Origin of the sequence: Streptomyces sp. NBC_01707 (assembly GCF_041438805.1) — a bacterium.
Lineage (GTDB): Bacteria > Actinomycetota > Actinomycetes > Streptomycetales > Streptomycetaceae > Streptomyces.
Genome location: NZ_CP109190.1, coordinates 7,671,286 through 7,698,090 on the forward strand (window position 1 = coordinate 7,671,286; position 26,805 = coordinate 7,698,090).

Here is a 26,805-nt window from a genome sequence, read left to right on the forward strand (position 1 = left end):
GCCGGGCCGCACGTGACGGTCGTCTCTGGCGCCCAAAAACTAACGCCGCTAGTTTGGGCCCCGGACGACACCGTCCGTATCCAGGCCCGGGAGGAACAGCCATGAAGGCCCACGACGGCATGTACATCGGCGGGGAGTGGCGGCCCGCCGCAGGACGGGACACGATCGCGGTCGTGAACCCGGCGGACGAGCAGGTCATCGCCCATGTACCGGCCGGAACCGCCGAGGACGTCGACGCCGCGGTACAGGCCGCCCGAGCCGCCTTCCCCGGCTGGGCCGCCACCCCGCCCGTCGAGCGCGCCGCGCGGATCGCCGCCCTGCGCGATGTCCTGGTGGCCCGCCAGGGCGAGATCGCCGCCACCGTCACCGCCGAACTCGGCGCACCGCTCCCGCTGTCGCAGGCGGTGCACGCCGGTGTGCCGGTCCTGGTCGCCGGTTCGTACGCGGAACTTGCCGCGTCGTACCCGTTCGAGGAGAAGCACGGCAACTCCACCGTCCTGCTGGAGGCCGTGGGTGTCGTCGGGGCGATCACCCCGTGGAACTACCCGCTGCACCAGATCGTCGCCAAGGTGGCTCCGGCACTCGCGGCAGGCTGCACGATCGTCCTCAAGCCCGCCGAGGACACCCCGCTGACCGCACAGCTCTTCGCCGAGGCGACCGAGGAGGCCGGCCTGCCCGCCGGTGTCTTCAACCTGGTCACCGGCCTCGGCCCGGTCGCCGGACAGGCCCTCGCCGCGCACGAGGACGTCGACCTGGTCTCGTTCACCGGCTCCACCGCCGTCGGGAAGCAGATCGGCGCCACCGCGGGCGGCGCGGTCAAGCGCGTCGCGCTGGAGCTCGGCGGCAAGTCCGCCAACGTCATCCTGCCCTCGGCCGATCTGGCCAAGGCCGTCAACGTCGGCGTCGCCAACGTGATGTCCAACTCCGGCCAGACGTGCAGCGCCTGGACGAGGATGCTCGTCGACGGCGAGCGGTACGAGGAAGCCGTCGCGCTCGCCGCCGCGGCGGTCGCCAAGTACGTACCGGGGGAGCGGGTCGGCCCCGTCGTCAACGCCAAGCAGCAGGCCCGGGTGCGCGGTTACATCGAGAAGGGCATCGAGGAGGGTGCGCGGCTCGTCGCCGGTGGCCCCGAGGCCCCGCTCCCGACCGGTTACTACGTAAGCCCCACCGTGTTCGCCGATGTCACCCCGGAGATGACGATCGCCCAGGAGGAGATCTTCGGCCCGGTCATATCGATCCTGAAGTACGAGGACGAGGACGACGCGCTCCGGATCGCCAACGGCACGGTGTACGGGCTCGCGGGCGCCGTCTGGGCCGCCGACGACGCGGAAGCCGTCGCCTTCGCCCGGCGGATGGAGACCGGACAGGTCGACATCAACGGCGGCCGGTTCAACCCGATCGCCCCGTTCGGCGGCTACAAGCAGTCCGGCGTCGGCCGCGAGCTCGGTCCGCACGGCCTCGGTGAGTATCTCCAGACCAAGTCCCTCCAGTTCTGAACCGTCCCCGATGCACCCCCGATCAGCAAGGAGCCGGTCCGTGGTCCGCGCCGCCGTACTGCCCGCCGTCGGAGCTCCCCTGGAGGTCACCGACATCGAACTCCCGGAGCCCGGACCCGGCCAGGTGAGGATCCGACTCGCCGCCGCCGGGGTCTGCCACTCCGACCTGTCCCTGTCCGACGGCACCATGCGGGTGCCCGTCCCCGCCGTCCTCGGCCATGAGGGAGCGGGCACCGTCCTCTCCGTGGGCGAGGGCGTCACCCACGTGGCGCCGGGTGACGGCGTCGTACTCAACTGGGCGCCTTCCTGCGGCAGCTGCCACCATTGCGGGATCGGTGAGGTCTGGCTGTGCGCCGACGCGCTGACGGGTGCGGGCAACATCCACGCCCGAACCGCCGACGGCACCGAACTCCACCCCGGTCTGAACGTCGCGGCGTTCGCCCAGGAGACGGTCGTCGCCGCGAACTGTGCACTGCCCGCCCCGGCCGGCATCCCGCTGACCGACGCCGCCCTGCTCGGCTGCGCGGTTCTCACCGGATACGGCGCCGTCCACCACAGCGCCCGGGTCCGGGCCGGCGAGACGGTCGTCGTCTTCGGTATCGGTGGCGTCGGCCTGGCCGTGCTCCAGTCCGCCCGTATCGCCGGAGCCTCCAAGGTCATCGCCGTCGATGTCTCCCCGGAGAAGGAGGAGCTCGCCCGCCGGGCCGGCGCCACCGACTACGTCGTCGCCTCCGACACCACGCCGCGCGCGATCCGCAGGCTCACCGGCGGGCAGGGCGCGGACGTCGCAGTCGAGTGCGTCGGCCGGCCCGCCACCATCCGCGGCGCCTGGGACTCCACCCGGCGTGGCGGCCGCACCACCGTCGTCGGCATCGGCGGCAAGGACCAGCAGGTGACCTTCAACGCCCTGGAGATCTTCCACTGGGGCCGCTCGCTGACCGGTTGCGTCTACGGGAACAGTGACCCCGCCCGCGATCTGCCCGTACTCGCCGAGCACATCCGGGCCGGCAGGTTCGACCTCTCCATGATGGTCACCGAACGGATCGCGCTGGACGGCATCCCGGCGGCCTTCGACAACATGATCGCGGGCAAGGGCGGACGGGCCCTGGTGGTCTTCTAGCCGATGCCCGGAAGAGACCCCGGCCGCCCTTGGCGGCGGCCGGGGATTCCGGCGTGCCCGGCCCTTCCTCATCGCGGTCGTCTGAGTGTCATGTGAAGGTAAAAACTCCTGCTGCACGACCCGTTGACCGGCATACCGTCCGGTCAGTACGGTCCCGGGACCCGGCGGATCAGCCCGTCGGGCACCCCGTCCCCCGCACCCACCGGAGTGTGCACGCATGGACACGTCACCATCCGCCGGCCCGGGCACCACCCATACCGTCACGACCCCCACCGAGACCCGGGCCCGCCGCAAGGTGGCCACCGCCGCGGCGCTCGCGTCCGCGGTGGAGTGGTACGACTACTTCGTCTTCGGCATCGCCGCCGCCCTGGTCCTCGGAGACCTCTACTTCCCCGCGGGCAGCGGCTCCGCCGGTGTCCTCGCCGCGTTCGCGACCTTCGCCGTGGGCTTCCTGGCCCGTCCGCTCGGCGGCATCATCGCGGGCCAGCTCGGCGACAAGCGCGGTCGCAAACCCATGCTGGTCCTCGCGCTCACCCTGATGGGCGTCGCCACCACGGGCATCGGCCTGCTCCCCACGTACGAGACGATCGGTATCGCCGCTCCGGTGCTGCTCGTCACCCTGCGCATCGTCCAGGGCATCGCGGTCGGTGCCCAGTGGGGCGGCGCCATGCTGATGGCCACCGAATACGCCCCCGAGGGCAAGCGCGGTGTCTACGGAAGCCTCGTCCAACTCGGCGTCCCCATCGGTGTGGTGACCGCCAACACCGTCTTCCTCGCCGCCGGGGCCCTCACCGACGACAGCGAGTTCGCCGCCTGGGGCTGGCGGGTGCCGTTCCTGGTCGGCCTGCTGGTCCTGGTCCTCGCCTGGTACATCCACACGCGTGTCGAGGAGACCCCCGAGTTCCGTGAGGCGGAGAAGGAACTGGCCGAGCAGGAGGCGAGCCGCTCCGCGCGCTCGCCGCTGCGCACCGTCGTGCGGGAGCACCTCGGCACGGTCTTCCTCGCGGGCGGCTCGTTCGCCGTGAACACCGCGACGTTCTACATCATCATCACCGGAGTCCTGGACTACACGACCCGTGAGCTCGGCATGAAGCGCGAAGCCGTGCTCATGGTCTCGCTCTGCATCAGCCTCACCCAACTCGTCCTGATACCGGCGTCGGCGGCGCTGTCCGACCGCATCGGGCGGATTCGGATCTACGCGCTGGGGGCGGCCGGTCTCGCCGTGTGGGCGGTGCCGATGTTCCTGCTCATCGACACCAAGTCACTGCTCTGGATGGCCGTCGGCACCTTTGTCACCAGCTGTTTCCTCAGCATCATGTACGGGCCGCAGGCGGCGTTGTTCGCCGAGCTGTTCACGGCCGAGATGCGCTACACCGGCGCCTCGCTCGGCTACCAGATCGCGGCGGTGTTCGGCGGCGGCCTCGCCCCGTTCGTGATGGTGCTGCTGCTGGAGGCGACGGGCACGTCGATGGCGGTGGCGGCCTACATCATCGGCCTGGCGGTCATCGCCCTGGTTTCCATCAAGGTCCTTGCAGGACGGGCGAGTTCACGCTGATCACGGCTCCCGGGCCCGGTCCGGCTCCGGCGCCGGTGGCTCCCCTCACCGGTCCCGGAGCCGCCGCGCGCCGGACGGGAGGTGATCGCTGTGGACTCCCGCGGCACCTCGCGGCGATGGGACGGGTCGCAGGGGTTGCCGCTGCCGGGTGGTGTTGCGACCCCCGGGCTCACTCCGTCGGCCCGGCCCCCGACCGGTGCGTGGTGAGCAGCCGGGCATCCATCTCGCCCTGCTCGAAGAGCCGGGAGGCCGGGCCCACGATCAGCGGGTCCGGCTCGCGGACCACCGTCGTGTCCTTGTCCGGGTAGTCGAAGCGGTGCAGCACGTGCCGGATCGCCTCCAGCCTGGCCCGCTTCTTGTCGTTGCTCTTCACCACGGTCCAGGGCGCGTCCGCCGTGTCCGTGTGGAACAGCATCAGTTCCTTGGCCTCCGTGTACGCGTCCCACTTGTCCAGCGAGGCGAGATCGACCGGGCTCAGCTTCCACTGCCGTACCGGGTCGATCTGGCGGATCATGAACCGGTTGCGCTGCTCGTTGCGGGAGACGGAGAACCAGAACTTCACCAGGTGGATGCCGTCCCGGGCGAGCATCCGCTCGAAGCCCGGTGCCTGGTGCATGAATTCGAGGTACTCGCGGGTGGTGCAGAACCCCATCACCCGCTCCACGCCTGCCCGGTTGTACCAGGAACGGTCGAAGAGCACGATCTCCCCGGCGCTCGGCAGATGGGCCGTGTACCGCTGGAAGTACCACTGCGTGCGTTCGCGTTCGGTGGGCTTCTCCAGCGCCACGACCCGTGCGCCACGGGGGTTGAGGTGCTCGGTGAAGCGGTTGATCGTGCCGCCCTTGCCGGCGGCGTCGCGACCCTCGAAGAGGATGACGAGCCGTTCGTTGCGCTCCTTCACCCAGTGCTGGAACTTGAGCAGCTCGATCTGCAGCGCGCGCTTGTCCTTCTCGTATGCCTTCCGCCCGAGCTTGTAGTTGTACGGATAGTCCTCGCGCCAGGCGTCGCGTGCCCGCCCGTCGGGCATCACCAGGACCGGGTCGTCGTCCCCGCCGTCGGTCACACCGAAGGCTTCGAGCTCGGCGCCACCGTGCCGGGCCGCCCACGCGAGGGCGGCCTCCCTGTGGTCAGCGTCGCCGGCAGCCTTGTTCCTCTTCTTCCGTCTCCTGCGGCTGCTCGGATCCTTGGCGCTCCGGGTCATGACGGCGTCCCTCCACCGGATGTGCCCGACTCCTTCGGGTGCGTCCAGTCTGCGGACGCTTCCGGGAGACCGCCACCCCGGCCAGACAGAGCAGGCCACCACCGACCGTGAGTAGCGCGGGCACCTCGCCGAGCAGCAGCCACGACATCAGCACCACCAGCGCGGGGACCGCATATGTGGTGGCGCCCATCCGTCCGGCAGTGGTGCGGGCGAGCGCATAGGCCCAGGTGGTGAAGGCCAGGGCGGTCGGGAAGACGCCGAGATAGACCATGTTCAGCGTCGCGGACACCGGGGCGTCGGCCGCCTCGGAGATCAGCACACCGGAGAACGGCAGACAGGCGACCGTACCGACCACACAGCCGAACGCGGTGATCTGCAGCGCCGCGCCGTGCCGCAGCGCCGGCTTCTGGGCGACCACCCCGCCCGCGTACCCCATCGCCGCCAGCAGGCAGAGCACCACCCCGAGCACCGACGAACTCCCGTGCCCCGACATGGAGAGACCGACCACCGCGGCGCCCGCGAACGACACGGCCATCCCCGTCAGCAGCCTGCGCGGCAGCCCCTCGCCCAGCAGCCGCGCACCGAGCAGTGCGATCAGGATCGGGCCGATGTTCACGACCATGGCGGCCGTGCCCGCGTCGACCTGCTGCTCACCCCAGTTGAGCACCACCATGTAGAGCCCGAACCAGAGGAGCCCGGACGTGACGATGCCCGGCCACGCCGCTCTGGACGGCAGCCCCTCACGGCGTACCAGAAGGATCGCGCCGAGCGTCAGCGAACCCGCGAGCAGCCGGCCGAGCGCCAGTGCGCCGGGCGAGTAGGACTCACCTGCGCTGCGGATGGAGACGAAGGCGGAGGCCCACAGCACCACGGTGGTGCAGGCCGCGGCGATCGCCCGCCGGTCGCGGACCGCGGGTCCGGTGGCGGGCGCGGCGGAGGCGGGTATGGGTGTCGTCATGAGCCCGACTCTAAGCGGGGAACGGTTCGGCCTTCACCGAATTGTTTCCGGCTCGATTCCGAGCAGCTCGTGCAGCGCCCGCTCCCCGTCCCCGGTCGCCTTCACCGCTCGCCCGGACCCGATCCTCACGCACCAGCCGGCCTCCAGGGCGTGCCGGCACAGCGCGGCGCCCGCGGCCCCTGCCAGATGCGGTCTGCGCTCCGTCCAGTCCAGACAGCTGCGTACGAGGGGACGCCGCGTCCCGGTGTCCAGCCCGATGCCCAGCTCCGCGAACCAGCCGAGACCCGGGTCGGTGAGTGCGAAGCCGGTGTCCTGCCGCAGCAGTCCCCGCACGGTCATCGCGTCCGCGATCGCGATGCCGATCCGGCCCGCGAGGTGGTCGTAACAGGTGCGTCCGCGGGCCAGTGCGCTGCTCGTGCTCGCCGCCCGCAGGGTCTGTGGCCGCTCCGCGTCGCCGGGTGCGGCCCCGGCGGCGAGATCCTCGACGAGGTGGGCGGCCCGTTCGTCGGTGAGCCGCACATAGCGGTGGCGGCCCTGCCGCTCCTCGGTCAGCAGCCCCCCGGCGATCAGCTTCCCCAGGTGTTCGCTTGCGGTCGACGGTGCCACCGACGCGTGACGCGCCAGCTCACCCGCCGTCCAGGCGCGGCCGTCGAGCAGGGCCAGACAGAAGGAGGCGCGGGTCTCGTCGGCGAGGAGCGCGGCCAGGGCGGCGAGGCGGGGTGCGACCGGGTCGTGGGGTGCCATGCGTGCCATGTACCCAGGATGCGTCAGGAACGCTTCGGCGCCGGCCGAACCGTGTGCGCGGCGGGCCCCTGCTCGTACTGCAGGGCGAGGCCGTCGAGCAACGCCCGCAGTCCGGTCTCGAACGCGCCCTCGTCGACCTGCTGACGGCGGTCGGCCAGCAGGTGGGCCTGGCCGAGGTGCGGATAGTCGGCGGGGTCGTACGCCGTCTCGTCGTCGACGAAGCCGCGCGCGAACGAGCCCAGCGCCGAGCCGGTGATGAAGTACCGCATCAGTGCCCCGATGTACGTGGCCTGGGCGGGCGGCCAGCCCGCGCGGACCATCGCACCGAACGCCGCGTCGGCGACCCGCAGCCCGGCCGGACGGCGGCCGGGGCCCTGGGCCAGCACCGGGACGATGTGCGGGTGCTCGGCGAGCGCCGCCCGATAGGAGACCGCCCAGTCGTGCAGGGCGTCCTGCCAGCCGCGGCCGTCGGACTCGTCGAACATCGACAGATCGACCTGCGCGGACACGGCGTCCGCGACCGCATCCAGGATCTCGTCCTTGTTGCGGAAGTGGTTGTAGAGCGAGGGTCCGCTGACCCCGAGTTCGGCCGCGAGCCGACGGGTGGAGACGGCGTCGAGCCCCTCGGCGTCCACGAGCGCGCTCGCCGCCTCGACGATGCGGTCTCTGCTGAGGAGGGGCTTGCGCGGTCGGGCCATGCGGCACATAGTAGGGCCTGCGAACGTAAAACTAGCAGTGCTAATTAAAAGTGGGAGAACCGAAGGATGAACCTGGAGCTCAGCGAGGAGCAGGAAGCCGTCCGGCAGCTCGCCAAGGACTTCGTCGCCCGCGAGATCACCCCGCATGTCGTCGAGTGGGACCGCGCCGAGAATGTCGACAGATCGATCGTCAAGAAACTGGGTTCCCTCGGCTTCCTCGGGCTGACCGTCCCCGAGGAGTACGGCGGCTCGGGCGGCGACCACCTGGCGTACTGCCTGGTCACCGAGGAACTCGGCCGCGGCGACTCCTCGGTCCGCGGCATCGTCTCGGTGTCCCTGGGGCTGGTCGCCAAGACCGTCGCCACCTGGGGCGACGAGGAGCAGAAGCGGCAGTGGCTGCCCCGGCTCACCGCGGGCGAGGCGATCGGCTGCTTCGGCCTCACCGAACCCGGCACCGGCTCGGACGCCGGGAACCTGACGACGAAGGCCGTCCGCGACGGCGACTCGTATGTCATCAGCGGCACCAAGATGTTCATCACCAACGGCACCTGGGCCGACGTCGTGCTGCTCTTCGCCCGCACCGGCGACACCCCCGGCCACAAGGGCATATCCGCATTCCTGGTGCCCACCGACACTCCCGGCCTCACCCGCCGCACCATCCACGGCAAGCTCGGTCTGCGCGGCCAGGCCACTGCCGAAGTGGTCCTGGAGGACGTCCGCGTCCCCGCCACCACGCTCCTGGGCCCCGAGGGCAAGGGCTTCTCCATCGCCATGTCCGCCCTCGCCAAGGGTCGGATGTCGGTCGCGGCCGGGTGCGTCGGCATCGCACAGGCCGCCCTCGACGCCGCTGTGGGCTACGCCGGCGAACGCGAGCAGTTCGGCAAGTCCATCGCGAGCTACCAGCTCGTCCAGGAACTGATCAGTGACATCGCGGTGGACGTGGACGCCGCCCGGCTGCTGACCTGGCGGGTCGCCGACCTGATCGACCGCGGCGAGGACTTCGCCACCGCGGCGTCCAAGGCGAAGCTCTTCGCCTCCGAGGCCGCCGTCCGCGCGGCCAACAACGCCCTGCAGGTCTTCGGCGGCTACGGCTACATCGACGAGTACCCGGTCGGCAAGCTGCTGCGCGACGCCCGTGTGATGACGCTCTACGAAGGCACCAGCCAGATCCAGAAGCTGATCATCGGCCGTGCGCTGACGGGGGTCTCCGCCTTCTGAGCCGTCCCACCCCGGCGGGCGGCTGAGTACGGGGGATGAGTACGGAGGCGGATGTGCCGGGCCCCGCGGCGGCCGATGCTGTCCACCATGAGTGAGACGACATCGGTCAAGCAGCAGAGCACCGCAGCCTTCTACGGACAGGCCGTCGCATCCTTCGGGGTGGCGTCGGGTGCGGTGGCCCTCGGTATCTACTTCCTCGACGCGAACGCCTGGGTGCGGGGATTCCTCGCCATCGGCGTCCTCTACCTCGTCACGTCCTGCTTCACCCTCGCCAAGGTCATCCGGGACCGCCAGGAGGCGGGGCAGCTCATCAGCCGGGTCGACCAGGCCCGGCTGGAGAAGATCCTCGCCGAGCACGACCCCTTCCAGAAGCTCTGACGACCTCCGCCGCCGGACCCCTAAGCGCTTGCTCAGGTTCGGGGTATGGTGTGCGTCCTGGTGAACGGAAGGGGTCGGTGACGATGAGCACGGCGGAGGATACCGGCGGCGACAGCGCGCCGTGGGGCGAGGTGACGCCCGAGGCGGCCAGACGGCTCCTCGTCGCGGCCGTCGATGCCTTCGCCGAGCGGGGGTACCACGCGACCACCACCCGCGACATCGCGGGCCGTGCCGGGATGAGCCCTGCCGCGCTCTACATCCACTACAAGACGAAGGAAGAACTGCTCCACCGGATCAGCCGGATCGGTCACGACCGGGCCCTGCTGCTCCTGGAGACGGCCGCGGACGCCGAAGGCACGGCCTCCGAGCGGCTCGCCCACGCCGTGCGGTCCTTCGTCCGCTGGCACGCGGAAGGGCACACCACCGCCCGCGTGGTCCAGTACGAACTCGACGCCCTCGGTCCGGAGCACCGCACCGAGATCGTCGCGCTGCGACGCAGGAGCGACGCGGTGATCCGCCGGATCATCAGTGAAGGCGTGGAGGCGGGGGAGTTCGACGTCCCCGACATCCCGGGCACCACGCTGGCCGTGCTCTCGCTCTGCATCGATGTGGCGCGCTGGTTCAGCGCGCAGGGGAGCCGGACGCCCGACGAGGTCGGCGCGCTCTACGCCGACCTCGTCCTGCGGATGGTCGCGGCCCAGCGGTAGGGCGACCGGGCGCCGTCGCGCCGGCTCAGAAGTAGTAGCGCGACACCGACTCGGCGACGCAGACCGGCTTGTCGCCGCCCTCGCGCTCGACCGTGACGACGGCGGTGACCTGGACGCCGCCGCCCGCCTCCTCGACGCTCTTGAGGGCGGCCGTCGCCCGCAGTCGCGAGCCCACCGGCACGGTGGCCGGGAAACGGACCTTGTTGGTGCCGTAGTTGATGCCCATCTTCATGCCTTCGACCCGCATGATCTGCGGGACCAGCGCCGGAAGCAGCGAGAGCGTGAGATAGCCGTGCGCGATCGTCGTGCCGAACGGGCCGGCCGCGGCGCGCTCCGGGTCCACATGGATCCACTGGTGGTCCCCGGTGGCATCGGCGAAGAGGTCGACCCGCTTCTGGTCGATCTCCAGCCAGTCGCTGTGCCCCAGCTGCTCGCCCACCCCGTCGCGCAGCTCCTGCGCGGACGTGAAGATCCTCGGCTCTGCCATGTCCCTGGTCCTGCCTTCCCGCTCTCGACCGTGCATCGTCGTGCATGCGTCGTTCATCGCTACTGTCTAAGCGCTTGCTCAGCATGGTTGGGTGTGGCGTTCCTGTCAACGACGGACCGGCCCCGAGGAGTGCACGTAGGGTTCGAGGGGTGCCCCAGATCCCACAGACACTCCATGAACTCACGGTCGGCCAGCTCTCCGCGCGCAGCGGTGCCGCCGTTTCGGCCCTGCACTTCTACGAGGCCAAGGGCCTGATCAGCAGCCGCCGCACGAGCGGCAACCAGCGCCGCTACAGCAGGGACGCACTACGCCGGGTCGCTTTCGTCCGCGCGGCGCAGCGGGTCGGCATACCGCTGGCCACGATCCGCGAGGCGCTGGCCGAGCTCCCGGAGGAGCGCACCCCGAACCGCGACGACTGGGCGCGACTGTCCGAGACATGGCGCTCCGAACTCGACGAGCGGATCAAGCAGCTGGGCCGGCTGCGCGACCACCTCACCGACTGCATCGGCTGCGGCTGCCTGTCGCTGGAGACATGTGTGCTCTCCAACCCGAACGACATCTCCGGGGAAACGATCAGCGGCTCCCGGTTGATGCCGGAACGCCGGTCGGCGGACTGCCGGTAGGCGAGTCGCGGGCCGGGGCGGAGCGGGCGCTCCTCATGCCGCGGACGTCAGGTGCCCGGTCCGTATGCGCCGCACCCTCGCCAACGCCCCCGGCGTGAGCACCGGCTGCGGCACCACGATCCCGCAGTCGGTGCACACCGGCCCCGACCACGGCTCGTGGTCGAGGTCCTGGCGCCAGACGATCCCGGTCCGCGCGCACACCGGGCAGGCCGTGCCCGGCTCCGACTCCAGCGCGGCGATGAGCCGGCCCAGCACCTCGCCCAGCGGTGCGGACGGATGGACGTCCGGATCGTCGCAGCGCGCCACCCCGTTCCCGCCCCAGGTGCGCCGGTGCCAGTCGTCGAACGCGCCCGGCCGGCGCAGCCCTTCGTGCTTCTCCCGCCTGCGGCGCTCGGCGAACCCCGCCTCGTAGCCGAGCCAGACGGCCCGGGCCTCTTCCAACTCCTCCAGCGCGCGCACCAGGCGCACCGGGTCGGGGGCCCGGTCCTCGGGCTCGATCCGGTGCCGGATGCACAGATGGTGCCAGGTCGCCCGGTGACCGTAGGGGGCGAACCTCTCCAGGCACTTGCGCAGCGAGTACCGCCGCAGCGCCAGGTCACTCCGCGGATCACGGACCTGTCTCGCAAGACTGCGGAAACCGGCCATCGTACTGCCACCTCCGTCGCTCGTACTTCGGCGTCATGGGATGGACGTACGACTGCCCGATTCGGCTCCATCGAAAGGCGATTCGCGTCCATTGGCCGAGACAGGGCTCGTCGGACGCGGCTCGAACGGGTCGGACGCGGCTCGGGTCCGGCTCGGACGCGGCGGCATGTGGCGATTCGGAAAAGGTGACCGATGCTCACCTTACCGACGGGTCATACCGCCAGTAACCTCCGGCGCATCGGCCTCCAGGAGGAGCACGCATGCCCCCACGCACCGTCAAGTTCAGAGCCGCCACCGTTGCGGCGGTTCTCACCCTCGGTACCACCCTCCTCGCAGCCTCGCCGCAGTCCGGCGCCGTGGCGGCGGACCCCGTCCCCGTCGTCGACTACTGCCAGGGGCAGTGCGACGACATCCTGCCGCCCGGCGAGAACGGCAACGCCACGCTCGTCGAGATCCTCGGCAACCAGGCGTTCGGTACGCACCCCGCACACAGCGACGACCAACTCGACCGCTACAACGGTCTGGTGGCCGGGCACACCGGACTCACCGACCAGAAGCTGACCGACTTCTTCAACGACGCGTCGTTCGGCGTACCGAAGAACCAGGTCGAGTCCGTCACCTCGCCGCGTGACGACGTCACCATCACCCGCGACAGGGCGTCAGGCGTCCCGCACATCAAGGGCACCACCCGTTACGGCACCGAGTTCGGCGCCGGGTACGCGGCCGGGCAGGACCGGCTCTGGCTGATGGACCTCTTCCGGCACATCGGGCGCGGTGAACTGACCTCGTTCGCCGGGGGCGCACTCGCCAACCAGGGGCTCGAGCAGCAGTTCTGGCCGCAGGCCCCGTACACCGAGGCCGATCTCGAAGCCCAGGTCGCGCACATCAGGACCCATGAGGGCGCCCGCGGTGAGCAGGCCATGGCCGACGCGCAGGCGTATGTCGACGGCATCAACGCGTACCGCGACAAGTCCAAGAAGGGACGTTACTTCCCCGGCGAGTACGTCCTGACCGGCAAGATCGATGCGATCACCAACATCGGTGAGATCCAGCCGTTCAAACTGACCGACCTGATCTCCATCGCCTCGGTCGTCGGCGGTCAGTTCGGTGGCGGCGGTGGCGGCGAAGTGCAGGCGGCGCTCTCGCTGCTGTCCGCCCAGCAGAAGTACGGGGTCGCCGAAGGCACCAAGGTCTGGGAGTCGTTCCGGCAGAGGAACGACCCCGAGGCCGTGCTGACCATCCACGACGGAACCTCCTTCCCCTACGCCGGCAAGCCCGCCCAGGCGCGTGGCACCGCCCTTCCCGACCCGGGCTCGGTCACCCCCGAGCCGCTCGTCCACGACCGCACCGGCTCCGCGGGCACCGACAGGAAGGCCCCGGTCAAGGCCCCGGCCGCGCTCAAAAAGGCCCAGGGCATCTACGACGACGGCGTCATCCCGGAGGGCTCGTTGCCCGGCTCCGGCTCCGGTGCCCAGAAGCGCGGCATGTCCAACGCCCTGCTGGTCTCCGGCAAGCACACCGCGAGCGGAAATCCGATCGCCGTCTTCGGTCCGCAGACCGGCTACTTCGCGCCGCAGCTGATGATGCTCCAGGAGCTCCAGGGCCCCGGCATCAGCGCCCGCGGGGTCGCGTTCGCCGGTGTCGGCATGTACGTCCAGATGGGTCGCGGCCAGGACTACGCGTGGAGCGCCACCTCGGCCGGCCAGGACATCACCGACACGTACGCCATCGAGCTGTGCGAGCCGGACGGTTCCGCGCCCACCAAGGACTCGACGCACTATCTCCACCACGGCACCTGCACCCCGATGGAGAAGCTGGAGCGGACCAACTCCTGGACACCGACCGTCGCCGACTCCACGGCGAAGGGCTCGTACCGGATGCAGGTCTGGCGGACCGCGTACGGCATCGTCACCCACCGCGCCACGGTGGGTGGCAAGCCCGTCGCGTACACCTCGCTTCGCACCACCTACCGCCACGAGGCCGACTCGATCATCGGCTTCCAGATGCTCAACGACCCGGCGTACGTGAAGGACGCCGCCTCCTTCCAGCAGGCGGCGAGCAACATCGACTACGCCTTCAACTGGTTCTACGCCGACTCCCGCACCGCCGCCTACTACAACAGCGGCATGAACCCGGTGCGCGCGGCAGGCATCGACCCGGCCCTGCCCGTCAAGGCCGAGAAGGCCTACGAATGGCAGGGCTACGACCCGGTCACCAACACCGCCGCCTACACCCCGTTCGCCGCGCACCCGCACTCCAGCGGCCAGGACTACTACGTCTCCTGGAACAACAAGCAGGCCGAGGGGTACGCGTCCGCGGGCTTCGGCCTCAGCGCGGTGCACCGGGCGGATCTGCTCGACGACCGGGTGGCGAAGCTGGTGGAGCAGGGTGGTGTCACCCGTGCCTCGCTCACCCGGGCCATGGCGGAAGCCGCACTCACCGACCTGCGCGGCGAGCAGTTGCTGCCCGAACTGCTGCAGGTGCTCCGGTCCCGTCCGGTCACCGACCCGGAACTGAACGCAGTCATACAGCAGTTGGAGTCCTGGCAGGCTTCGGGGTCGCAGCGGAGGGAGAGCAGCCCCGGCTCGCACTCGTACACCGACGCGGACGCGGTACGGATCATGGACGCATGGTGGCCGAAGCTGGTCGAGGCCGAGTTCGAGCCGGGTCTCGGCGACAGCCTGTACGGGGCGCTGACCGCCGCTCTCGCCACCGACGAGTCACCGGCGGCCAGCCACGGCCCGAGCGGGGCACACAGCGGATCGGCGTTCCAGTACGGCTGGTGGGGCTTTGTGGACAAGGATCTGCGCCAGGTCCTCGGCCGGCCGGTCAAGGGGCCGCTCGCCAGGACGTACTGCGGAAACGGCGACCTGAGCAGCTGCCGGGACACGCTGCTCGCCTCCCTGAAGCAGGCGGCGTCGGAACCGGTCACCGAGGTCTACCCCGGTGACGACAACTGCGGTGCCGGCGAGCAGTGGTGCACGGACTCGATCATCCACCGTGCGCTGGGCGGAATCAGTCAGAAGGCGATCCACTGGCAGAACCGCCCGACGTACCAGCAGGTGGTGGAGTTCCCCGCCCACCGGTAGGCATCCGTTCCACTCCGTCCGGTGCCCGGGGACGGAGCCGGTTCGCCGGGCGGGTCCGAACTCCCGGACCCGCCCGGTCCGTCTCACCGGTACTGCAGGTACTTCTTGCGTACCGCCCGGAACGCGGCGAGATCCGCCTCCCAGGCCCCCACCACCTCATCCGTGTCCGCGCCCGCGTCGATCATCGTGCGCACACGTGTGTTGCCGGTGAGCTTGTCGATCCAGTTGTCCGAGCGCCACGCGAAGCCGCTCCATGTCTGCTTCGCCGTCACCAGGAGCGCGATCCCCGTGCGGACCGGGTCGAAGACCTCCCGGTCCTGCACATGCAGTTGCACGCCGCCGACCGTCTTCCCCTGGAACTTGGAGAACGTCGGCGCGAAGTACGCTTCACGGAACGCGACTCCGGGCAGGTCGAGTGCGTTCGCCGCCGCCGCCCACCGGTGGTCGATGCCCTCCGCACCGAGCAGTTCGAACGGCCGCGTGGTGCCGCGCCCCTCGGAGAGGTTCGTGCCCTCGAAGAGGCAGGTCCCCGAGTACACCAGCGCGGTGTCCGGCGTCGGCATGTTGGGGCTCGGCGGCACCCACGGCAGCCCGGTCTCGTCGAAGAAGTCCGCGCGCCGCCATCCCGACATCTTCACGATGTCCAGTTCGACCGGCCGCTCGGCCAGGAACTCCGCGTTGAAGAGCAGCGCGAGCTCCGTGACCGTCATGCCGTGCGCCTGCGCGATCTCCCGGCGCCCCACGAAGGTCGAGAACGCGGGGTCGAGGACCGGCCCGAGGGCCGCCCGCCCGGTCACCGGGTTCGGCCGGTCCAGCACGACGAACCGCTTGCCCGCGAGGGCCGCCGCCTCCATGCAGTCGTACAGCGTCCAGATGTATGTGTAGAAGCGTGCGCCCGCGTCCTGGATGTCGAACACGATGGTGTCTACGCCGGACGCGGTGAAGACATCGGCGAGCGGCTGCCCGCTCTTCAAGTACGTGTCGTAGACGGGGAGTCCGGTCGCCGGGTCGTCGTACCGCCCCTCGGAGCCGCCCGCCTGCGCGGTGCCGCGGAAGCCGTGCTCGGGTCCGAAGACCGCGACCAGGTCCACCCGCTCGTCCGGGTGCATCACGTCGACGATGTGGCGCACATCGGAGGTGATCCCGGTCGGATTGGTGACGACGCCGACCTTCTGCCCCTTCAGCAGTGCGTAGCCGTCCGCGGCCAGTCGGTCGAAGCCGGTGCGGAGCCGGTTCCCCCCGGCGCCGTGTCCCTTCCCCGGCACGGGTCCCGCTGCCGCGGTACCGGTTCCCGCAGTGGTGGCCGCGAGGGCTCCCACGGCACTGCCGGCGGCCAGCAAACCACGTCTGGACAGGCTCATTCGGCTACCTCCATGATCGCTTCGACTGTCATGGTCACGCACGCTAGCGCGCGCGAGCGCTCCGGGGAACGAGCCGGACGCGACTGCTGTGACAGGAGTGACGACAACCCGGGCCGGCCCCCTTCCCCGGCCACATACCGACTGGTTAGTCTGCTGGGGAAGTCGGCTGAGAGAGGCGGGACCCGATGAGTACGGTGCAGGGCGCGGGCGTAGTGGTCACCGGAGCCGGAGGTGGCATCGGCGCCGCTCTGGCCCGCAGATTCGCCGCGGAGGGCGCCAGGGTCGTCGTCAACGACCTCGACGAGGCCCGGATCAAGGCGCTTGCCGAGGAGATCGGCGGCACCGCCGTCGCCGGTGACGCCTCACGGATCGTGGACGCCGCCCGGGACGCCCTGGACGGCACCGTCGACATCTACTGCGCCAACGCGGGCCTTGCCTCGCCGGGCGACGTCTTCGCCGACGAGGAGGTCTGGGCGGCGGCCTGGGACGTCAATGTGATGGCCCACGTCCGTGCGGCCAGGGCGCTGCTGCCGGACTGGCTGGAGCGCGGCAGCGGCCGGTTCGTCTCCACCGCGTCCGCCGCCGGCCTGCTGACGATGATCGGCGCGGCGCCGTACAGCGTCACCAAGCACGGGGTCGTCGCCTTCGCCGAATGGCTCTCGCTCACCTACCGGCACCGCGGCGTCAAGGTCCACGCGATCTGCCCGCAGGGCGTGCGTACGGACATGCTCACGGCCGCGGGTTCGGCCGGTGAGCTCGTGCTCGCCCCCAGCGCCATCGAGCCGGAGGCCGTCGCCGACGCGCTCTTCGACGCCATGGCCGAGGACCGCTTCCTCGTCCTGCCGCACCCCGAGGTCGCCGGGTACTACCGGGCGCGCACCAAGGACACCGACCACTGGCTCGCCAACATGAACCACCTTCAGCAGAAGTGGGAGGAGACCGGCGCATGACCGAGTCCGACGCCGCCGCCGGGTCCGGCTACGCGGCAAAGCCCTGGATCGCCCTGCTCAGCGAGGCCCAGCGGGCCCCCGTCAGCCCCGCCGAGACCTTGGTGCACGCCTTTCGCGCCTCCGTCGCCCGCGCCCCCGAGCACCCGGCCCTCGCCTACTTCGACGGGCGCCTCAGCTACCGCGAGACCGATGAGCTCTCCGACTCGGTCGCCGGTCATCTCGCCGCGAAGGGCCTGCAGCGCGGCGACCGGGTCGCGATCATGCTGCAGAACTCCCCGCAGTTCGTACTCGCGCTGCTCGGCGCCTGGAAGGCGGGGGCGACCGTCGTCCCGCTCAACCCGATGTACAAGTCCGGCGAGGTCGGCCATGTGCTGAAGGACGCCGAGGTCGCCGCGCTGATCTGCGCGGACCGGGCCTGGGACTCGTATCTGCGGGACACCGCGGCCGCCGCCCCGACGGTACGGATCGCCGTCACCGCCTGCGAGCTCGACCTCCAGAGCCAGAACGACGACCGGGTCCTGAACTTCGAGCGGCTGCCGGCCCCCGAGGACGCCGACGACCTCGTGGCCGTCGCCCGCCGCGGGCTCGCCGCCCCCGAAGACCGCGAGCTCACCGCCGCCGACGTGGCGCTGATCAGCTACACCTCCGGGACCAGCGGCACCCCCAAGGGCGCCATGAACTCCCACGGCAACATCATGGTCAACGCCGAGCGCCAGCGAACCGGACACCCGGTCGCCGAGGGCTCCTCGTACTTCGCGCTCGCCCCGCTGTTCCACATCACCGGCATGGTGTGCCAGCTGGCCGCCTGTCTCACCAACGCGGGCACCCTCGTCCTCGCATACCGCTTCCACCCCGGTGTCGTCCTCGACGCGTTCGCCGAGCACCGCCCCGCGTACACCGTCGGACCGTCGACCGCCTTCATGGCGCTCGCCGCCCACCCCGACGTGACCCGTGAGCACTTCGCCTCGTTCCAGGTGATCTCGTCCGGCGGTGCACCGCTGCCGCCCGCGCTCGTGGAGAAGTTCCGTGCGGGCTTCGGCCCGTACATCCGCAACGGCTACGGTCTCACCGAGTGCACGGCGCCCTGTGCCTCCGTACCGCCCGAGCGGGAAGCCCCCGTCGACCCGGTCTCCGGGACGCTCTCCGTCGGCGTTCCCGGCCCGGACACGATCGTCCGGATCCTCGACGAGAACGGCGACGAGGTGCCGTTCGGCGAACAGGGCGAGATCGCCGTCCGCGGCCCCCAGGTCGTCTCCGGCTACTGGCGGCTGCCCGAGGCCTCCGCCGCCGCCTTCCCGGACGGTGAGCTGCGGACGGGCGACATCGGCTTCATGGACCGCGACGGCTGGCTGTACGTCGTCGACCGCAAGAAGGACATGATCAACGCCTCCGGCTTCAAGGTCTGGCCGCGCGAGGTGGAAGATGTCCTGTACACCCACCCGGCGGTGCGGGAAGCGGCCGTCGTCGGTGTCCCCGACGCCTACCGCGGCGAGACCGTCCGGGCGTACGTCAGCCTGCGGCCCGGTGCCGTGGTCGAGCCCGGAGAGCTGGGCTCGTACTGCAAGGAGCGGCTCGCCGCCTACAAGTACCCGCGTGAGGTCGAGATCCTGCCTGAACTCCCGAAGACGGCGAGTGGGAAGATCCTCAGGCGGGAACTGCGTTCAGCGCAGTAGAGCAGCGGAATCATCGTACGGAAGGCAGGTGGCGGCAATGGCCAGAACGACGGACGGGAACGATGCCCCGGTCCCGCAGCGGCTGCTGGCCGCCGCCACCCGGCTCTTCGCCGAGCAGGGTTACGACCGCACGTCGGTCCAGGAGATCGTCGAGGCGGCGGGCGTCACCAAAGGGGCGCTCTACCACTACTTCGGATCCAAGGAGGACCTCCTCCAGGAGGTCTACGCCCGGGTGCTGCGGCTCCAGCAGGAGCGCCTCGACGCCTTCGCCGACGCCGAGGCGCCGGTCGAGCAGCGGCTGCGGGACGCGGCGGCGGATGTCGTCGTCACGACGATCGAGAACCTCGACGACGCGTCGATCTTCTTCCGGTCCATGCACCATCTGAGCCCGGAGAAGAACAAGCAGGTGCGGGTGGAGCGGCGCCGCTACCACGAGCGGTTCCGGGCGCTGGTCGAGGAGGGGCAGCAGAGCGGGGTGTTCTCGACGGCGACGCCGGCGGATCTGGTGGTGGACTACCACTTCGGCTCGGTGCACCACCTGTCGACGTGGTACCGGCCGGACGGCCCGCTCAGCCAGCAGGAGGTCGCCGACCATCTGGCCGACCTGCTGCTGCGTGCGCTGCGGCCGTAGGCACCGGGGCGCGGTGGTCGCCGCTGCGCCCTCACCCGCCGGGCGGGCTCGATCATCCCCGCCCGTGGGCCCGTTGGTCCTCCGCCGCCCGGACGGGACTGTGATGCCCGCGCGGGCCACGGTCCGTCCGGCGTCCGAGGGCGGAGCGGCAACCGGACGCATCCGGTCACCGCCCGCCCGGCCACCGTCTACAGGTACCGCTTGATCTCACGTCGCGCCAGGGACCTCTGGTGCACCTCGTCGGGCCCGTCGGCCAGCCGCAGCGTCCGCGCCGCCGCCCACAGTTCCGCCAGCGGGAAGTCCTGGCTGACGCCGCCCGCACCGTGCAGCTGCACCGCCTGGTCGAGGATGTCGACCACCGCGCGAGGGGTGGCGATCTTGATGGCCTGGATCTCCGTGTGCGCACCCCGGTTGCCGACCGTGTCCATCAGCCACGCCGTCTTCAGCACCAGCAGCCGCAGCTGCTCCACCGTGACCCGCGCGTCCGCGATCCAGTTCTGCACGACGCCCTGCTGGGCGAGCGGCTTGCCGAAGGCTGTACGGGACACCGCCCGCCTGCACATCAGCTCGATGGCCCGCTCGGCCATCCCGATCAGCCGCATGCAGTGGTGGATCCGGCCCGGGCCGAGCCGCGCCTGGGCGATGGCGAAGCCGCCGCCCTCCTCGCCGATCAGGTTCGCGGCGGGCACCCGCACATCGGTGAACACGACTTCCGCGTGACCGCCGTGGTAGTGGTCCTCGTACCCGTACACCTGCATCGCGCGCCGCACTTCGAGGCCGGGAGTGTCGCGCGGGACCAGGATCATCGACTGCTGGCGGCGGATGTCGGGGCCGTCCGGATCGGTCTTGCCCATCACGATGAAGATCCGGCAGTCCGGGTTCATCGCCCCCGAGATGTACCACTTACGGCCGTTGATGACGTAGTCGTCGCCATCCCGCACGATCCGGGTCTCGATGTTCATCGCGTCGGACGAGGCCACCTCGGGCTCCGTCATGGCGAACGCCGACCGGATCTCACCGGCGAGCAGCGGCTCCAGCCACTGCTTCTTCTGCTCCTCGGTGCCGAACTGGAAGAGCACCTCCATGTTCCCGGTGTCCGGCGCCGCGCAGTTCAGCGCGGTCGGCGCCAACTGCGGGGATCGGCCGGTGATTTCGGCGAGCGGAGCGTACTGGAGGTTGGTCAGCCCGGCGCCGTACTCCGCGTCGGGCAGGAAGAGGTTCCACAGGCCCTGCTTGCGCGCCTGCGCCTTCAGGTCCTCGACGACCTGCGGGGTGTCCCACGGGGAGGCGAGCAGCGCGCGCTGCTCGTCCGCGATCTTCTCGGCCGGGAGGACATGCTCGTCCATGAAGGCGAGCAGCTTGGTGCGCAGCTCTTCCGTGCGGGCGTCGAATGCGAAATCCATGGGCTGATCAGCCTTCCTGAAGGGTGGTGAGGCCGTGCTCGATGAAGACGGGGACGAGATCGCCGATCCGGTCGAAGCCGGCGCCGACCGTCTGGCCGAGGGTGTAGCGGTAGTGGATGCCCTCCAGGATCACGGCGAGCTTGAACCACGCGAACGCCGTGTACCAGGAGATGGCGGAGGTGTCCCGGCCGGAGCGGGTGGCGTAGCGCTCGATCAGTTCGGCGGGAGCGGGGTGGCCGGCCGCGCCGCTGGTGGTGGACACCGGGGACTCGGGCAGGCCGAGATCGGAGCTGTACATCACCAGCAGGCCGAGGTCGGTCAGCGGGTCGCCGAGTGTCGACATCTCCCAGTCGAGGACGGCCTTGATCTCGTCGTCGGAGCCGATCAGCACGTTGTCCAGGCGGTAGTCGCCGTGGATGACGGTGGGCGCGGGGGAGACGGGCAGCTCTCGCCCGAGCGCGGCGTGCAGCTCGTCGATACCGGGCAGCTCGCGGTTGCGGGAGGCGTCCAGCTGCTTGCCCCAGCGTCGCAGCTGCCGGTCGAGGAAGCCCTCGGGGCGTCCGAAGTCTCCGAGCCCCACCGACCCGGGGTCCACCGCGTGCAGTTCCACCAGCGTGTCGACCAGCCCGAGGATGGCCGCCCGGGTGCGCTCGGGGCCGAGCGGGGCGAGCTGCTCGGCGGTGCGGTACGGGGTCCCCTCGACGTACTCCATGAGGTAGAACGGCGACCCGATGACGGAGTCGTCCTCGCAGAGGAGCACCGGTTCGGGCACCGGCACGGCGGTCGGATGCAGTGCACTGATCACCCGGTGCTCGCGCTTCATGTCGTGCGCGGTGGCGAGGACATGGCCGAGCGGCGGCCGGCGGACGACCCAGTGACCGGTGCCGTCCGTGACGATGTACGTCAGGTTGGAGCGACCGCCCTCGATGAGGCGGGCTTCGAGCGGTCCGTTCACCAGACCCGGCCGCTCGCGGTCGAGATGTCCGCGGAGCCGGTCCAGGTCGAGACCTGGCGGGTGGACTGAGCTCATCGTGCGCACCTCCGGGGTGAAAAGACGTCGAAGCTCATGATGCCGACCAGTCGGTATGTCGTCCAGTGAACTCCCGGATTCCGCTGTGCGGACTCCGGCCCCAGCGGGTTCGGACCCTGGCGTCCGGTCCTGCCTCTGAATATGGTTCACGTATGAATCCTGCGTTGCTGATCGACGAAGTCCGGCTGACCCCGATCCTCATAGCCGACCCGCCGCTGCTCAACACCCAGGGAGTCCACCAGCCGTACACCCCACGGCTCGTCGTGGAGGTCGTCACGCGCGGTGGCACGACCGGCATCGGGGAGACCTACGGGGACGGCAAGTACCTCGAACTCGCCGAGCCGCTCGCCCAGGCCCTGGTCGGCCGCTCGGTCAGCGATCTGAACGGCCTCTTCGCCCTCGCCGAGGAGGTGTGCGGCGATTCACGCGCCGCCGACGAGCGCGTGGAGGCCGGCGGGCTGCGCGGCGTCCAGACCGCCGACAAGCTCCGGCTCTCCGTCGTCTCCGGCTTCGAGGTCGCCTTCCTGGACGCCCTGGGCAAATCCCTGGGCCTGCCCGTGCACGCGCTGCTCGGCGGCAAGGTCCGCGACAGCGTCGAGTACAGCGCGTACCTCTTCTACCGCTGGGCCGCCCACCCCGAGGGCGGCGAACAGGACGACTGGGGTGCCGCCGTCGACCCGGCCGGAGTCGTCACCCAGGCGCGCCGGTTCGCCGACGAGTACGGCTTCTCCTCCTTCAAGCTCAAGGGCGGCGTCTTCGAACCGGACCAGGAGATCGCCGCGATCCGCGCCCTCGCCGAGGCGTTCCCCGGGCAGCCGCTGCGGCTGGACCCGAACGGCGCCTGGTCCGTCGAGACCTCGCTGTACGTCGCCGAGCAGCTGAAGGACGTACTCGAATATCTGGAGGACCCGGCGACCGGCACGGACCTGATGGCCGCCGTCGCCGCGGGCACCGACGTACCGCTCGCCACGAACATGTGCGTCACGACTCTCGCCGAGATCCCGGGGGCCTTCGCCCGCGGCGCCGTCCAGGTCGTGCTCTCCGACCACCACTACTGGGGCGGCCTGCACCGCACCCGTGAGCTGGCCGCGATCTGCCGCACCTTCGGAGTCGGACTCTCCATGCACTCCAACACCCACCTGGGGATCAGCCTCGCCGCGATGACCCATGTCGCGGCCACCGTCCCCAACCTCGACTACGCCTGTGACAGCCACTACCCGTGGCAGACCGAGGACGTCATCACCACCCGTCATGTGTTCGAGGACGGCCGGCTGACCGTCTCCGACGCCCCGGGGCTCGGCGTCGAACTCGACCGGGAGCGGCTGGCCGTACTGCACCGGCGGTGGCTCGCCGACGACGGCACGATGCGCGAGCGCGACGACGCGGCGGCCATGCGCAAGGCCGAGCCGGAGTGGGTGACGCCGGCCATCCCGCGCTGGTGAGCGCGGGGCGGGCCAGGTGCCGGGAGGCCGCCGCGAAGGCGCTCCCGAGAGGGCGGGCGGCGGGTACACCGCGGCCCCGGTCCGGGGACGGGCGTCCGGCCACGGTCCGCCCACGCCGCGGCCGCTGTCCGAGGCCGCCACCGTCTGAGTTGCGTCCGGCCTGAGCAGCCCGGATGGTCGGATGATGAAGGCGATCAGCTACAGCAGGTACGGCGGGGCCGAGGTCCTGGAGTACGGCGAGCGGCCAGACCCGAAGGTCGGCCCGGACAGTGTGCTGGTGAAAGTGCGGGCAGCGGCCGTCAACCCGGTCGACTGGAAGGCCAGGGAGGGCCATCTCCAGTCGGGACTGGAGGCAGTCTTTCCGGTTATCCCCGGCTGGGATGTCTCCGGAGTCGTCGTACAGCCCGGTATCGCCGTCGACGAATTCGCCGTCGGCGACGAGGTCATCGGCTATGTGCGGGAGGACTTCCTGTCCCGCGGAACCTTCGCCGAATACGTCGCCGCCCCCGTGCGCACCCTCGCCCGCAAGCCGCTGAGCCTGAGCTTCGAGGCCGCGGCGGGCCTGCCGCTGGCCGGGCTCACCGCCTACCAGGTGCTGCACCGCTCGCTGCGGATCCAGGAGGGCGACACCGTACTGGTCCACGCGGCCGCGGGCGGGGTGGGCTCACTGGCCGTCCAACTCGCCCGGCACGCGGGCGCCCGCGTCATCGGCACCGCCAGCGACCACAACCATGACCATGTGCGCCGGCTCGGCGGCGAACCGGTGGCGTACGGCGAAGGGCTCGCCGACCGGATCCGGGTCCTGGCCCCCGACGGGGTCGACGCCGCCTTCGACACCGTCGGCGGCGAGGCCCTGCGCGTCTCCGCGGAAGTGCTGAAGCCCGATGGCCGGCTGGTGTCCATCGCGGACGGCGAGGTCTTCTCGTACGGCGGCCGCTATGCCTTCGTACGGCCCGACGCCGACGACCTCGCCGAGCTGAGCGCACTGGCCGAGGAGGGCGTCATCTCGGTCCATGTCGATCGAACCTTCCCGCTGGAACAGGCCGCGGACGCCTACCGGCTGAACGAGGAGGGGCGCACCCGGGGGAAGATCGTCGTCACCGTCCCCTGGGAGAGCTGAGGGCGCAGGCCCGGCCACTCAGAAGATCATCGCCGCTGCGAACACGGCGAGCGCCACCGTGCAGACCGCCGCTGTCAGCGCGCCGCGCGGCGACAGGGGCCGCGGCTGAGCGGTCCCCATCACCCGTACCCGCCGGTGCGCCACCTGCAGAAAGCCCAGCCAGGCCAGCACGCTCAGGGACAGGGCGACGAGGCCGGCCGGGGTCGCACCGTCGTGCAGGGCCTGCTTGCCCGCCAGCAGGGCCACCACCGTGCACGACAGGGTGGTACGCCGCCACGCCAGCCGGGTCCGCTCGGGCTGCAGCCCAGGGTCCCGGACGGCGGCCGTCAACGGGCCTCCCAGCCGAAGACGACGACCACCACCATCGCGACCGCGACGACGGCGACCGCGAGGGCGAGCAGCGCCGGGAAGCGGGAGACCGGCAGGTCCTCGCCGCGCCGCATCGCCCGCTCGCACCGCACCCAGTGGTTGACCGCCCGCAGCGCACACAGCACACCGGCCGCGAGCAGCGCGAGCGCCAGCCCCGCTCTGACCCCCCAGGCCAGGTCGGGCAGGAACTGGTCGACGGCGAAGCCGCCGCCGATGAGCGCCAGAGCCGTCCGGATCCAGGCGAGGAAGGTGCGCTCGTTGGCGAGCGAGAAGCGGTAGTCGGGCGTGTCGCCCTCGTCACGGATCCGCTCCGGCGCGAACCACAGCCTCAGACCTTGTACGAAGTCGTTCACGCCCGAACCCTAACCAGCGCTCATCCGGTCGTCCGCCGGGGCCCGGCCCGCCCGGAACTCCCGCAGTCGGTGATACGTCTCCAGCCCGTCCGGCACCCACTCCCAGTCGCCGAGCCGCTCCGTCAGCTCGTCGTCGGTGAGGAAGGTGTGCCAGGCGATCTCCTCCACCTGCGGGTTCACCGGCAGCTCGCAACGCACCTGGTAGACGTGCGACCACCAGGTGTGCTCCGCGCTCCGGTAGAGGAACTTGAAGAGCGGCTCGGGGCGGGGGAGTCCCGTGACACCCAGCTCCTCCTCGGCCTCGCGCAGCGCCGCCTCGTCGTACGACTCGCCCGCGCCGACCACTCCGCCGACGAACATGTCGTAGTGCGAGGGAAAGACCAGCTTGGTCGGGGTCCTGCGGTGCACGAAGAGCCGGCCCTCGGCGTCCCTGGCCTCGATGAAGACACAGCGATGGCGCAGGCCCCGCGCGGTCGCCTCACCGCGCGGGGCCTGACCGACGACCTCGTCGTTCTCGTCGACGATGTCCAGGATTTCGTCAGCAGCAGTCATGGGCCCATCCAACCCCAGCTCCTGGGCCGGGGATCGCCGACCGGGCAGCGCCGGGCGGTGGACGCATCATCCGCCCACCCGGCGATCCGCCCGTCAGTGCGGCTGCAGGCTGCGCTTGCGGCGGTGGTGGTCGTGGCCCGTCGGCATCGCCGGATGCATCCCCAGCAGCACGATCCCGACGACGATCGCCACCAGCCCGGCCGCCTGCCAGGCCAGCGCACCCGCGTCGGTGCGCACCTGGTCGCCGAGGAAACCGATGCCGCAGGCGATCCCGGCCAGCGGCTGGGCGGCGGTCAGCGCGGGCAGCGACATCCGCAGCGGCGCCGTCTCGAACGCGCTCTGCACCAGGATCAGCCCCGTCACGCCCAGCACCACCACCGCGTACGGCTGCCAGCTCGTCATCAGCGTCGTCCACCCCGAGTCCGACAGCAGCTGCCCGCTCATCCGGGTCAGTGCGTCCTGGAGGCCGTACAGCAGCCCGGCCGCCACCGCCAGCAGCGCTGCGGCCGCTCCGTGCTGCGAGCGCTTGGCGAAGGTCGTGAGCAGCAGGGCTATACCCACGACCACGCCGACCACCAGCCAGTGCCGCAGTGCGTTCGTGATCGTCTCGCCGCCCTGCGGCCGACCCCCCAGCAGGAAGGCGGTGACGCCGCCGGCCAGCAGCCAGAGCCCGGCCCAGCCCTGCCGGCCGAGTCGCTGGCCGGTGCGATGGCGGGACAGGGCCATGGCGAAGAGCAGATTGGTCGCCAGGAGAGGCTCGACGACGGACACCTCGCCCTTGCCCAGGGCCAGTGCCCCCAGCGCCATTCCGCTGACCATCAGGCCGATCCCGGCCAGCCAGCTCCGGACCTGCATCAGGTCGAGCAGCAGCCGGGGGGAGAGATAGTCCCTCCTCGGGGCGTGCCGGGCGGCGGCCTGCTGCAGGACAAAGCCGAATCCCAGACAGCAGGCGGCGCTCACGGCGAGTACGAGCACCAGCACCGACACGCTTCTCTACCTCAA

The 26,805-nt window shown here is 70.8% G+C and carries 26 protein-coding genes; 13 read left to right on the forward strand and 13 right to left on the reverse strand.

Going from position 1 to position 26,805, the window contains the following annotated elements; all coding sequences use genetic code 11:
* The first annotated feature begins 101 nt into the window (after positions 1-101).
* From OG963_RS34370 to OG963_RS34380, 3 genes are all read left to right on the forward strand, one after another.
* On the forward strand, positions 102-1,496 hold the full coding sequence (locus OG963_RS34370; protein WP_093775044.1) for an aldehyde dehydrogenase family protein: 1,395 nt from the start codon (positions 102-104) through the stop codon (positions 1,494-1,496).
* A 40-nt stretch (positions 1,497-1,536) separates the two neighbouring features.
* Positions 1,537-2,616, forward strand: a complete 1,080-nt coding sequence (locus tag OG963_RS34375) for a Zn-dependent alcohol dehydrogenase (RefSeq protein WP_177309248.1) — start codon at positions 1,537-1,539, stop codon at positions 2,614-2,616.
* Positions 2,617-2,833: 217 nt separating this feature from the next.
* Positions 2,834-4,171, forward strand: a complete 1,338-nt coding sequence (locus OG963_RS34380; protein ID WP_093775048.1) for an MFS transporter — start codon at positions 2,834-2,836, stop codon at positions 4,169-4,171.
* Between the two features lie 169 nt (positions 4,172-4,340).
* Here OG963_RS34380 and ppk2 read toward each other — a convergent pair whose 3' ends face one another.
* The 4 genes from ppk2 to OG963_RS34400 are packed head-to-tail and all read right to left on the reverse strand — an operon-like array spanning position 4,341 to position 7,772.
* A complete protein-coding gene (gene ppk2 / locus OG963_RS34385; RefSeq protein WP_256223588.1) occupies positions 4,341-5,372 on the reverse strand; it encodes a polyphosphate kinase 2 in 1,032 nt (343 codons plus the stop codon).
* Positions 5,299-6,330 carry a DMT family transporter gene (locus tag OG963_RS34390; RefSeq protein WP_371799796.1) on the reverse strand — a complete coding sequence of 344 codons (1,032 nt, stop codon included), beginning with the start codon at positions 6,328-6,330 and terminating at the stop codon, positions 5,299-5,301. The genes ppk2 and OG963_RS34390 overlap by 74 nt, the downstream gene beginning before the upstream one ends.
* A gap of 33 nt (positions 6,331-6,363) precedes the next feature.
* The gene (locus OG963_RS34395) at positions 6,364-7,083 is read right to left on the reverse strand and encodes a helix-turn-helix transcriptional regulator (protein ID WP_093775052.1); all 720 of its coding nucleotides are present in this window, start codon (positions 7,081-7,083) and stop codon (positions 6,364-6,366) included.
* 14 nt (positions 7,084-7,097) lie between these two features.
* Positions 7,098-7,772: a TetR/AcrR family transcriptional regulator gene (locus tag OG963_RS34400; RefSeq protein ID WP_093929991.1), complete on the reverse strand. Its 675-nt coding sequence runs from the start codon at positions 7,770-7,772 to the stop codon at positions 7,098-7,100.
* 66 nt (positions 7,773-7,838) lie between these two features.
* Between OG963_RS34400 and OG963_RS34405 the strand changes: the two genes are divergently transcribed.
* The 3 genes from OG963_RS34405 to OG963_RS34415 all read left to right on the forward strand — a co-directional run bounded on the left by OG963_RS34405 (position 7,839) and on the right by OG963_RS34415 (position 10,075).
* A complete protein-coding gene (locus tag OG963_RS34405; protein ID WP_093775056.1) occupies positions 7,839-8,990 on the forward strand; it encodes an acyl-CoA dehydrogenase family protein in 1,152 nt (383 codons plus the stop codon).
* 87 nt (positions 8,991-9,077) lie between these two features.
* Entirely contained in the window at positions 9,078-9,368 is a 291-nt protein-coding gene (locus OG963_RS34410) for a YiaA/YiaB family inner membrane protein (protein ID WP_319326923.1), read from the forward strand.
* Positions 9,369-9,451: 83 nt separating this feature from the next.
* Entirely contained in the window at positions 9,452-10,075 is a 624-nt protein-coding gene (locus OG963_RS34415) for a TetR/AcrR family transcriptional regulator (RefSeq protein WP_030918218.1), read from the forward strand.
* 25 nt (positions 10,076-10,100) lie between these two features.
* Here the strand turns inward: OG963_RS34415 and OG963_RS34420 are convergent, their stop codons facing one another.
* On the reverse strand, positions 10,101-10,562 hold the full coding sequence (locus tag OG963_RS34420) for a MaoC family dehydratase (RefSeq protein WP_030968343.1): 462 nt from the start codon (positions 10,560-10,562) through the stop codon (positions 10,101-10,103).
* A gap of 149 nt (positions 10,563-10,711) precedes the next feature.
* Here OG963_RS34420 and soxR point away from each other — a divergent pair, with 149 nt between their 5' ends.
* Positions 10,712-11,185 (forward strand): redox-sensitive transcriptional activator SoxR, encoded by a 474-nt coding sequence (soxR, locus tag OG963_RS34425; protein WP_030918225.1) that lies wholly within the window; start codon positions 10,712-10,714, stop codon positions 11,183-11,185.
* Positions 11,186-11,218: 33 nt separating this feature from the next.
* On the opposite strand, the gene OG963_RS34430 is transcribed toward soxR, so the two are convergent.
* Entirely contained in the window at positions 11,219-11,830 is a 612-nt protein-coding gene (locus tag OG963_RS34430; protein ID WP_371799797.1) for a hypothetical protein, read from the reverse strand.
* Positions 11,831-12,090: 260 nt separating this feature from the next.
* Here OG963_RS34430 and OG963_RS34435 point away from each other — a divergent pair, with 260 nt between their 5' ends.
* Positions 12,091-14,919 (forward strand): penicillin acylase family protein, encoded by a 2,829-nt coding sequence (locus tag OG963_RS34435; RefSeq protein ID WP_093775062.1) that lies wholly within the window; start codon positions 12,091-12,093, stop codon positions 14,917-14,919.
* A gap of 83 nt (positions 14,920-15,002) precedes the next feature.
* Here the strand turns inward: OG963_RS34435 and OG963_RS34440 are convergent, their stop codons facing one another.
* Positions 15,003-16,280, reverse strand: a complete 1,278-nt coding sequence (locus OG963_RS34440; RefSeq protein ID WP_030918233.1) for an exo-beta-N-acetylmuramidase NamZ domain-containing protein — start codon at positions 16,278-16,280, stop codon at positions 15,003-15,005.
* Between the two features lie 185 nt (positions 16,281-16,465).
* Here OG963_RS34440 and OG963_RS34445 point away from each other — a divergent pair, with 185 nt between their 5' ends.
* The 3 genes from OG963_RS34445 to OG963_RS34455 are packed head-to-tail and all read left to right on the forward strand — an operon-like array spanning position 16,466 to position 19,534.
* Positions 16,466-17,230, forward strand: coding sequence for an SDR family oxidoreductase (locus OG963_RS34445; protein WP_093775064.1), 765 nt, complete (start codon positions 16,466-16,468; stop codon positions 17,228-17,230).
* Complete coding sequence (locus OG963_RS34450; RefSeq protein WP_093775065.1) at positions 17,227-18,903, forward strand: AMP-binding protein; 1,677 nt, start codon at positions 17,227-17,229, stop codon at positions 18,901-18,903. Before OG963_RS34445 ends, OG963_RS34450 begins: the two co-directional genes overlap by 4 nt.
* A gap of 37 nt (positions 18,904-18,940) precedes the next feature.
* Positions 18,941-19,534 carry a TetR/AcrR family transcriptional regulator gene (locus OG963_RS34455; RefSeq protein WP_030918241.1) on the forward strand — a complete coding sequence of 198 codons (594 nt, stop codon included), beginning with the start codon at positions 18,941-18,943 and terminating at the stop codon, positions 19,532-19,534.
* 188 nt (positions 19,535-19,722) lie between these two features.
* On the opposite strand, the gene OG963_RS34460 is transcribed toward OG963_RS34455, so the two are convergent.
* Positions 19,723-20,937: an acyl-CoA dehydrogenase family protein gene (locus OG963_RS34460; protein ID WP_371799798.1), complete on the reverse strand. Its 1,215-nt coding sequence runs from the start codon at positions 20,935-20,937 to the stop codon at positions 19,723-19,725.
* Between the two features lie 7 nt (positions 20,938-20,944).
* Positions 20,945-21,967 (reverse strand): phosphotransferase family protein, encoded by a 1,023-nt coding sequence (locus OG963_RS34465; RefSeq protein WP_371799799.1) that lies wholly within the window; start codon positions 21,965-21,967, stop codon positions 20,945-20,947.
* A 152-nt stretch (positions 21,968-22,119) separates the two neighbouring features.
* Between OG963_RS34465 and OG963_RS34470 the strand changes: the two genes are divergently transcribed.
* Positions 22,120-23,409, forward strand: coding sequence for a glucarate dehydratase family protein (locus OG963_RS34470; protein WP_093775071.1), 1,290 nt, complete (start codon positions 22,120-22,122; stop codon positions 23,407-23,409).
* A gap of 184 nt (positions 23,410-23,593) precedes the next feature.
* Positions 23,594-24,529, forward strand: coding sequence for an NADP-dependent oxidoreductase (locus OG963_RS34475; protein ID WP_093930084.1), 936 nt, complete (start codon positions 23,594-23,596; stop codon positions 24,527-24,529).
* Between the two features lie 18 nt (positions 24,530-24,547).
* Here OG963_RS34475 and OG963_RS34480 read toward each other — a convergent pair whose 3' ends face one another.
* The 4 genes from OG963_RS34480 to OG963_RS34495 form a co-directional block, all read right to left on the reverse strand.
* Positions 24,548-24,859, reverse strand: coding sequence for a DUF202 domain-containing protein (locus OG963_RS34480; protein WP_030918252.1), 312 nt, complete (start codon positions 24,857-24,859; stop codon positions 24,548-24,550).
* Positions 24,856-25,251, reverse strand: a complete 396-nt coding sequence (locus tag OG963_RS34485) for a YidH family protein (RefSeq protein ID WP_030918255.1) — start codon at positions 25,249-25,251, stop codon at positions 24,856-24,858. Before OG963_RS34485 ends, OG963_RS34480 begins: the two co-directional genes overlap by 4 nt.
* A gap of 9 nt (positions 25,252-25,260) precedes the next feature.
* A complete protein-coding gene (locus tag OG963_RS34490) occupies positions 25,261-25,803 on the reverse strand; it encodes an NUDIX domain-containing protein (protein WP_319326934.1) in 543 nt (180 codons plus the stop codon).
* 93 nt (positions 25,804-25,896) lie between these two features.
* The gene (locus OG963_RS34495; RefSeq protein ID WP_093775075.1) at positions 25,897-26,790 is read right to left on the reverse strand and encodes a DMT family transporter; all 894 of its coding nucleotides are present in this window, start codon (positions 26,788-26,790) and stop codon (positions 25,897-25,899) included.
* Positions 26,791-26,805 lie beyond the last annotated feature (15 nt).

Bases quoted from the DNA above. Each gene is read 5' to 3' on its own strand.
- OG963_RS34370 (WP_093775044.1), top strand. From the start codon at position 102: ATGAAGGCCCACGACGGCATGTACATCGGCGGGGAGTGGCGGCCCGCC.
- OG963_RS34380 (WP_093775048.1), top strand. From the start codon at position 2,834: ATGGACACGTCACCATCCGCCGGCCCGGGCACCACCCATACCGTCACG.
- ppk2 (WP_256223588.1), bottom strand. From the start codon at position 5,372: ATGACCCGGAGCGCCAAGGATCCGAGCAGCCGCAGGAGACGGAAGAAG.
- OG963_RS34390 (WP_371799796.1), bottom strand. From the start codon at position 6,330: ATGACGACACCCATACCCGCCTCCGCCGCGCCCGCCACCGGACCCGCG.
- OG963_RS34395 (WP_093775052.1), bottom strand. From the start codon at position 7,083: ATGGCACGCATGGCACCCCACGACCCGGTCGCACCCCGCCTCGCCGCC.
- OG963_RS34400 (WP_093929991.1), bottom strand. From the start codon at position 7,772: ATGGCCCGACCGCGCAAGCCCCTCCTCAGCAGAGACCGCATCGTCGAG.
- OG963_RS34405 (WP_093775056.1), top strand. From the start codon at position 7,839: ATGAACCTGGAGCTCAGCGAGGAGCAGGAAGCCGTCCGGCAGCTCGCC.
- OG963_RS34410 (WP_319326923.1), top strand. From the start codon at position 9,078: ATGAGTGAGACGACATCGGTCAAGCAGCAGAGCACCGCAGCCTTCTAC.
- OG963_RS34415 (WP_030918218.1), top strand. From the start codon at position 9,452: ATGAGCACGGCGGAGGATACCGGCGGCGACAGCGCGCCGTGGGGCGAG.
- OG963_RS34420 (WP_030968343.1), bottom strand. From the start codon at position 10,562: ATGGCAGAGCCGAGGATCTTCACGTCCGCGCAGGAGCTGCGCGACGGG.
- OG963_RS34430 (WP_371799797.1), bottom strand. From the start codon at position 11,830: ATGGCCGGTTTCCGCAGTCTTGCGAGACAGGTCCGTGATCCGCGGAGT.
- OG963_RS34435 (WP_093775062.1), top strand. From the start codon at position 12,091: ATGCCCCCACGCACCGTCAAGTTCAGAGCCGCCACCGTTGCGGCGGTT.
- OG963_RS34440 (WP_030918233.1), bottom strand. From the start codon at position 16,280: ATGAGCCTGTCCAGACGTGGTTTGCTGGCCGCCGGCAGTGCCGTGGGA.
- OG963_RS34445 (WP_093775064.1), top strand. From the start codon at position 16,466: ATGAGTACGGTGCAGGGCGCGGGCGTAGTGGTCACCGGAGCCGGAGGT.
- OG963_RS34450 (WP_093775065.1), top strand. From the start codon at position 17,227: ATGACCGAGTCCGACGCCGCCGCCGGGTCCGGCTACGCGGCAAAGCCC.
- OG963_RS34455 (WP_030918241.1), top strand. From the start codon at position 18,941: ATGGCCAGAACGACGGACGGGAACGATGCCCCGGTCCCGCAGCGGCTG.
- OG963_RS34460 (WP_371799798.1), bottom strand. From the start codon at position 20,937: ATGGATTTCGCATTCGACGCCCGCACGGAAGAGCTGCGCACCAAGCTG.
- OG963_RS34465 (WP_371799799.1), bottom strand. From the start codon at position 21,967: ATGAGCTCAGTCCACCCGCCAGGTCTCGACCTGGACCGGCTCCGCGGA.
- OG963_RS34470 (WP_093775071.1), top strand. From the start codon at position 22,120: ATGAATCCTGCGTTGCTGATCGACGAAGTCCGGCTGACCCCGATCCTC.
- OG963_RS34475 (WP_093930084.1), top strand. From the start codon at position 23,594: ATGAAGGCGATCAGCTACAGCAGGTACGGCGGGGCCGAGGTCCTGGAG.
- OG963_RS34490 (WP_319326934.1), bottom strand. From the start codon at position 25,803: ATGACTGCTGCTGACGAAATCCTGGACATCGTCGACGAGAACGACGAG.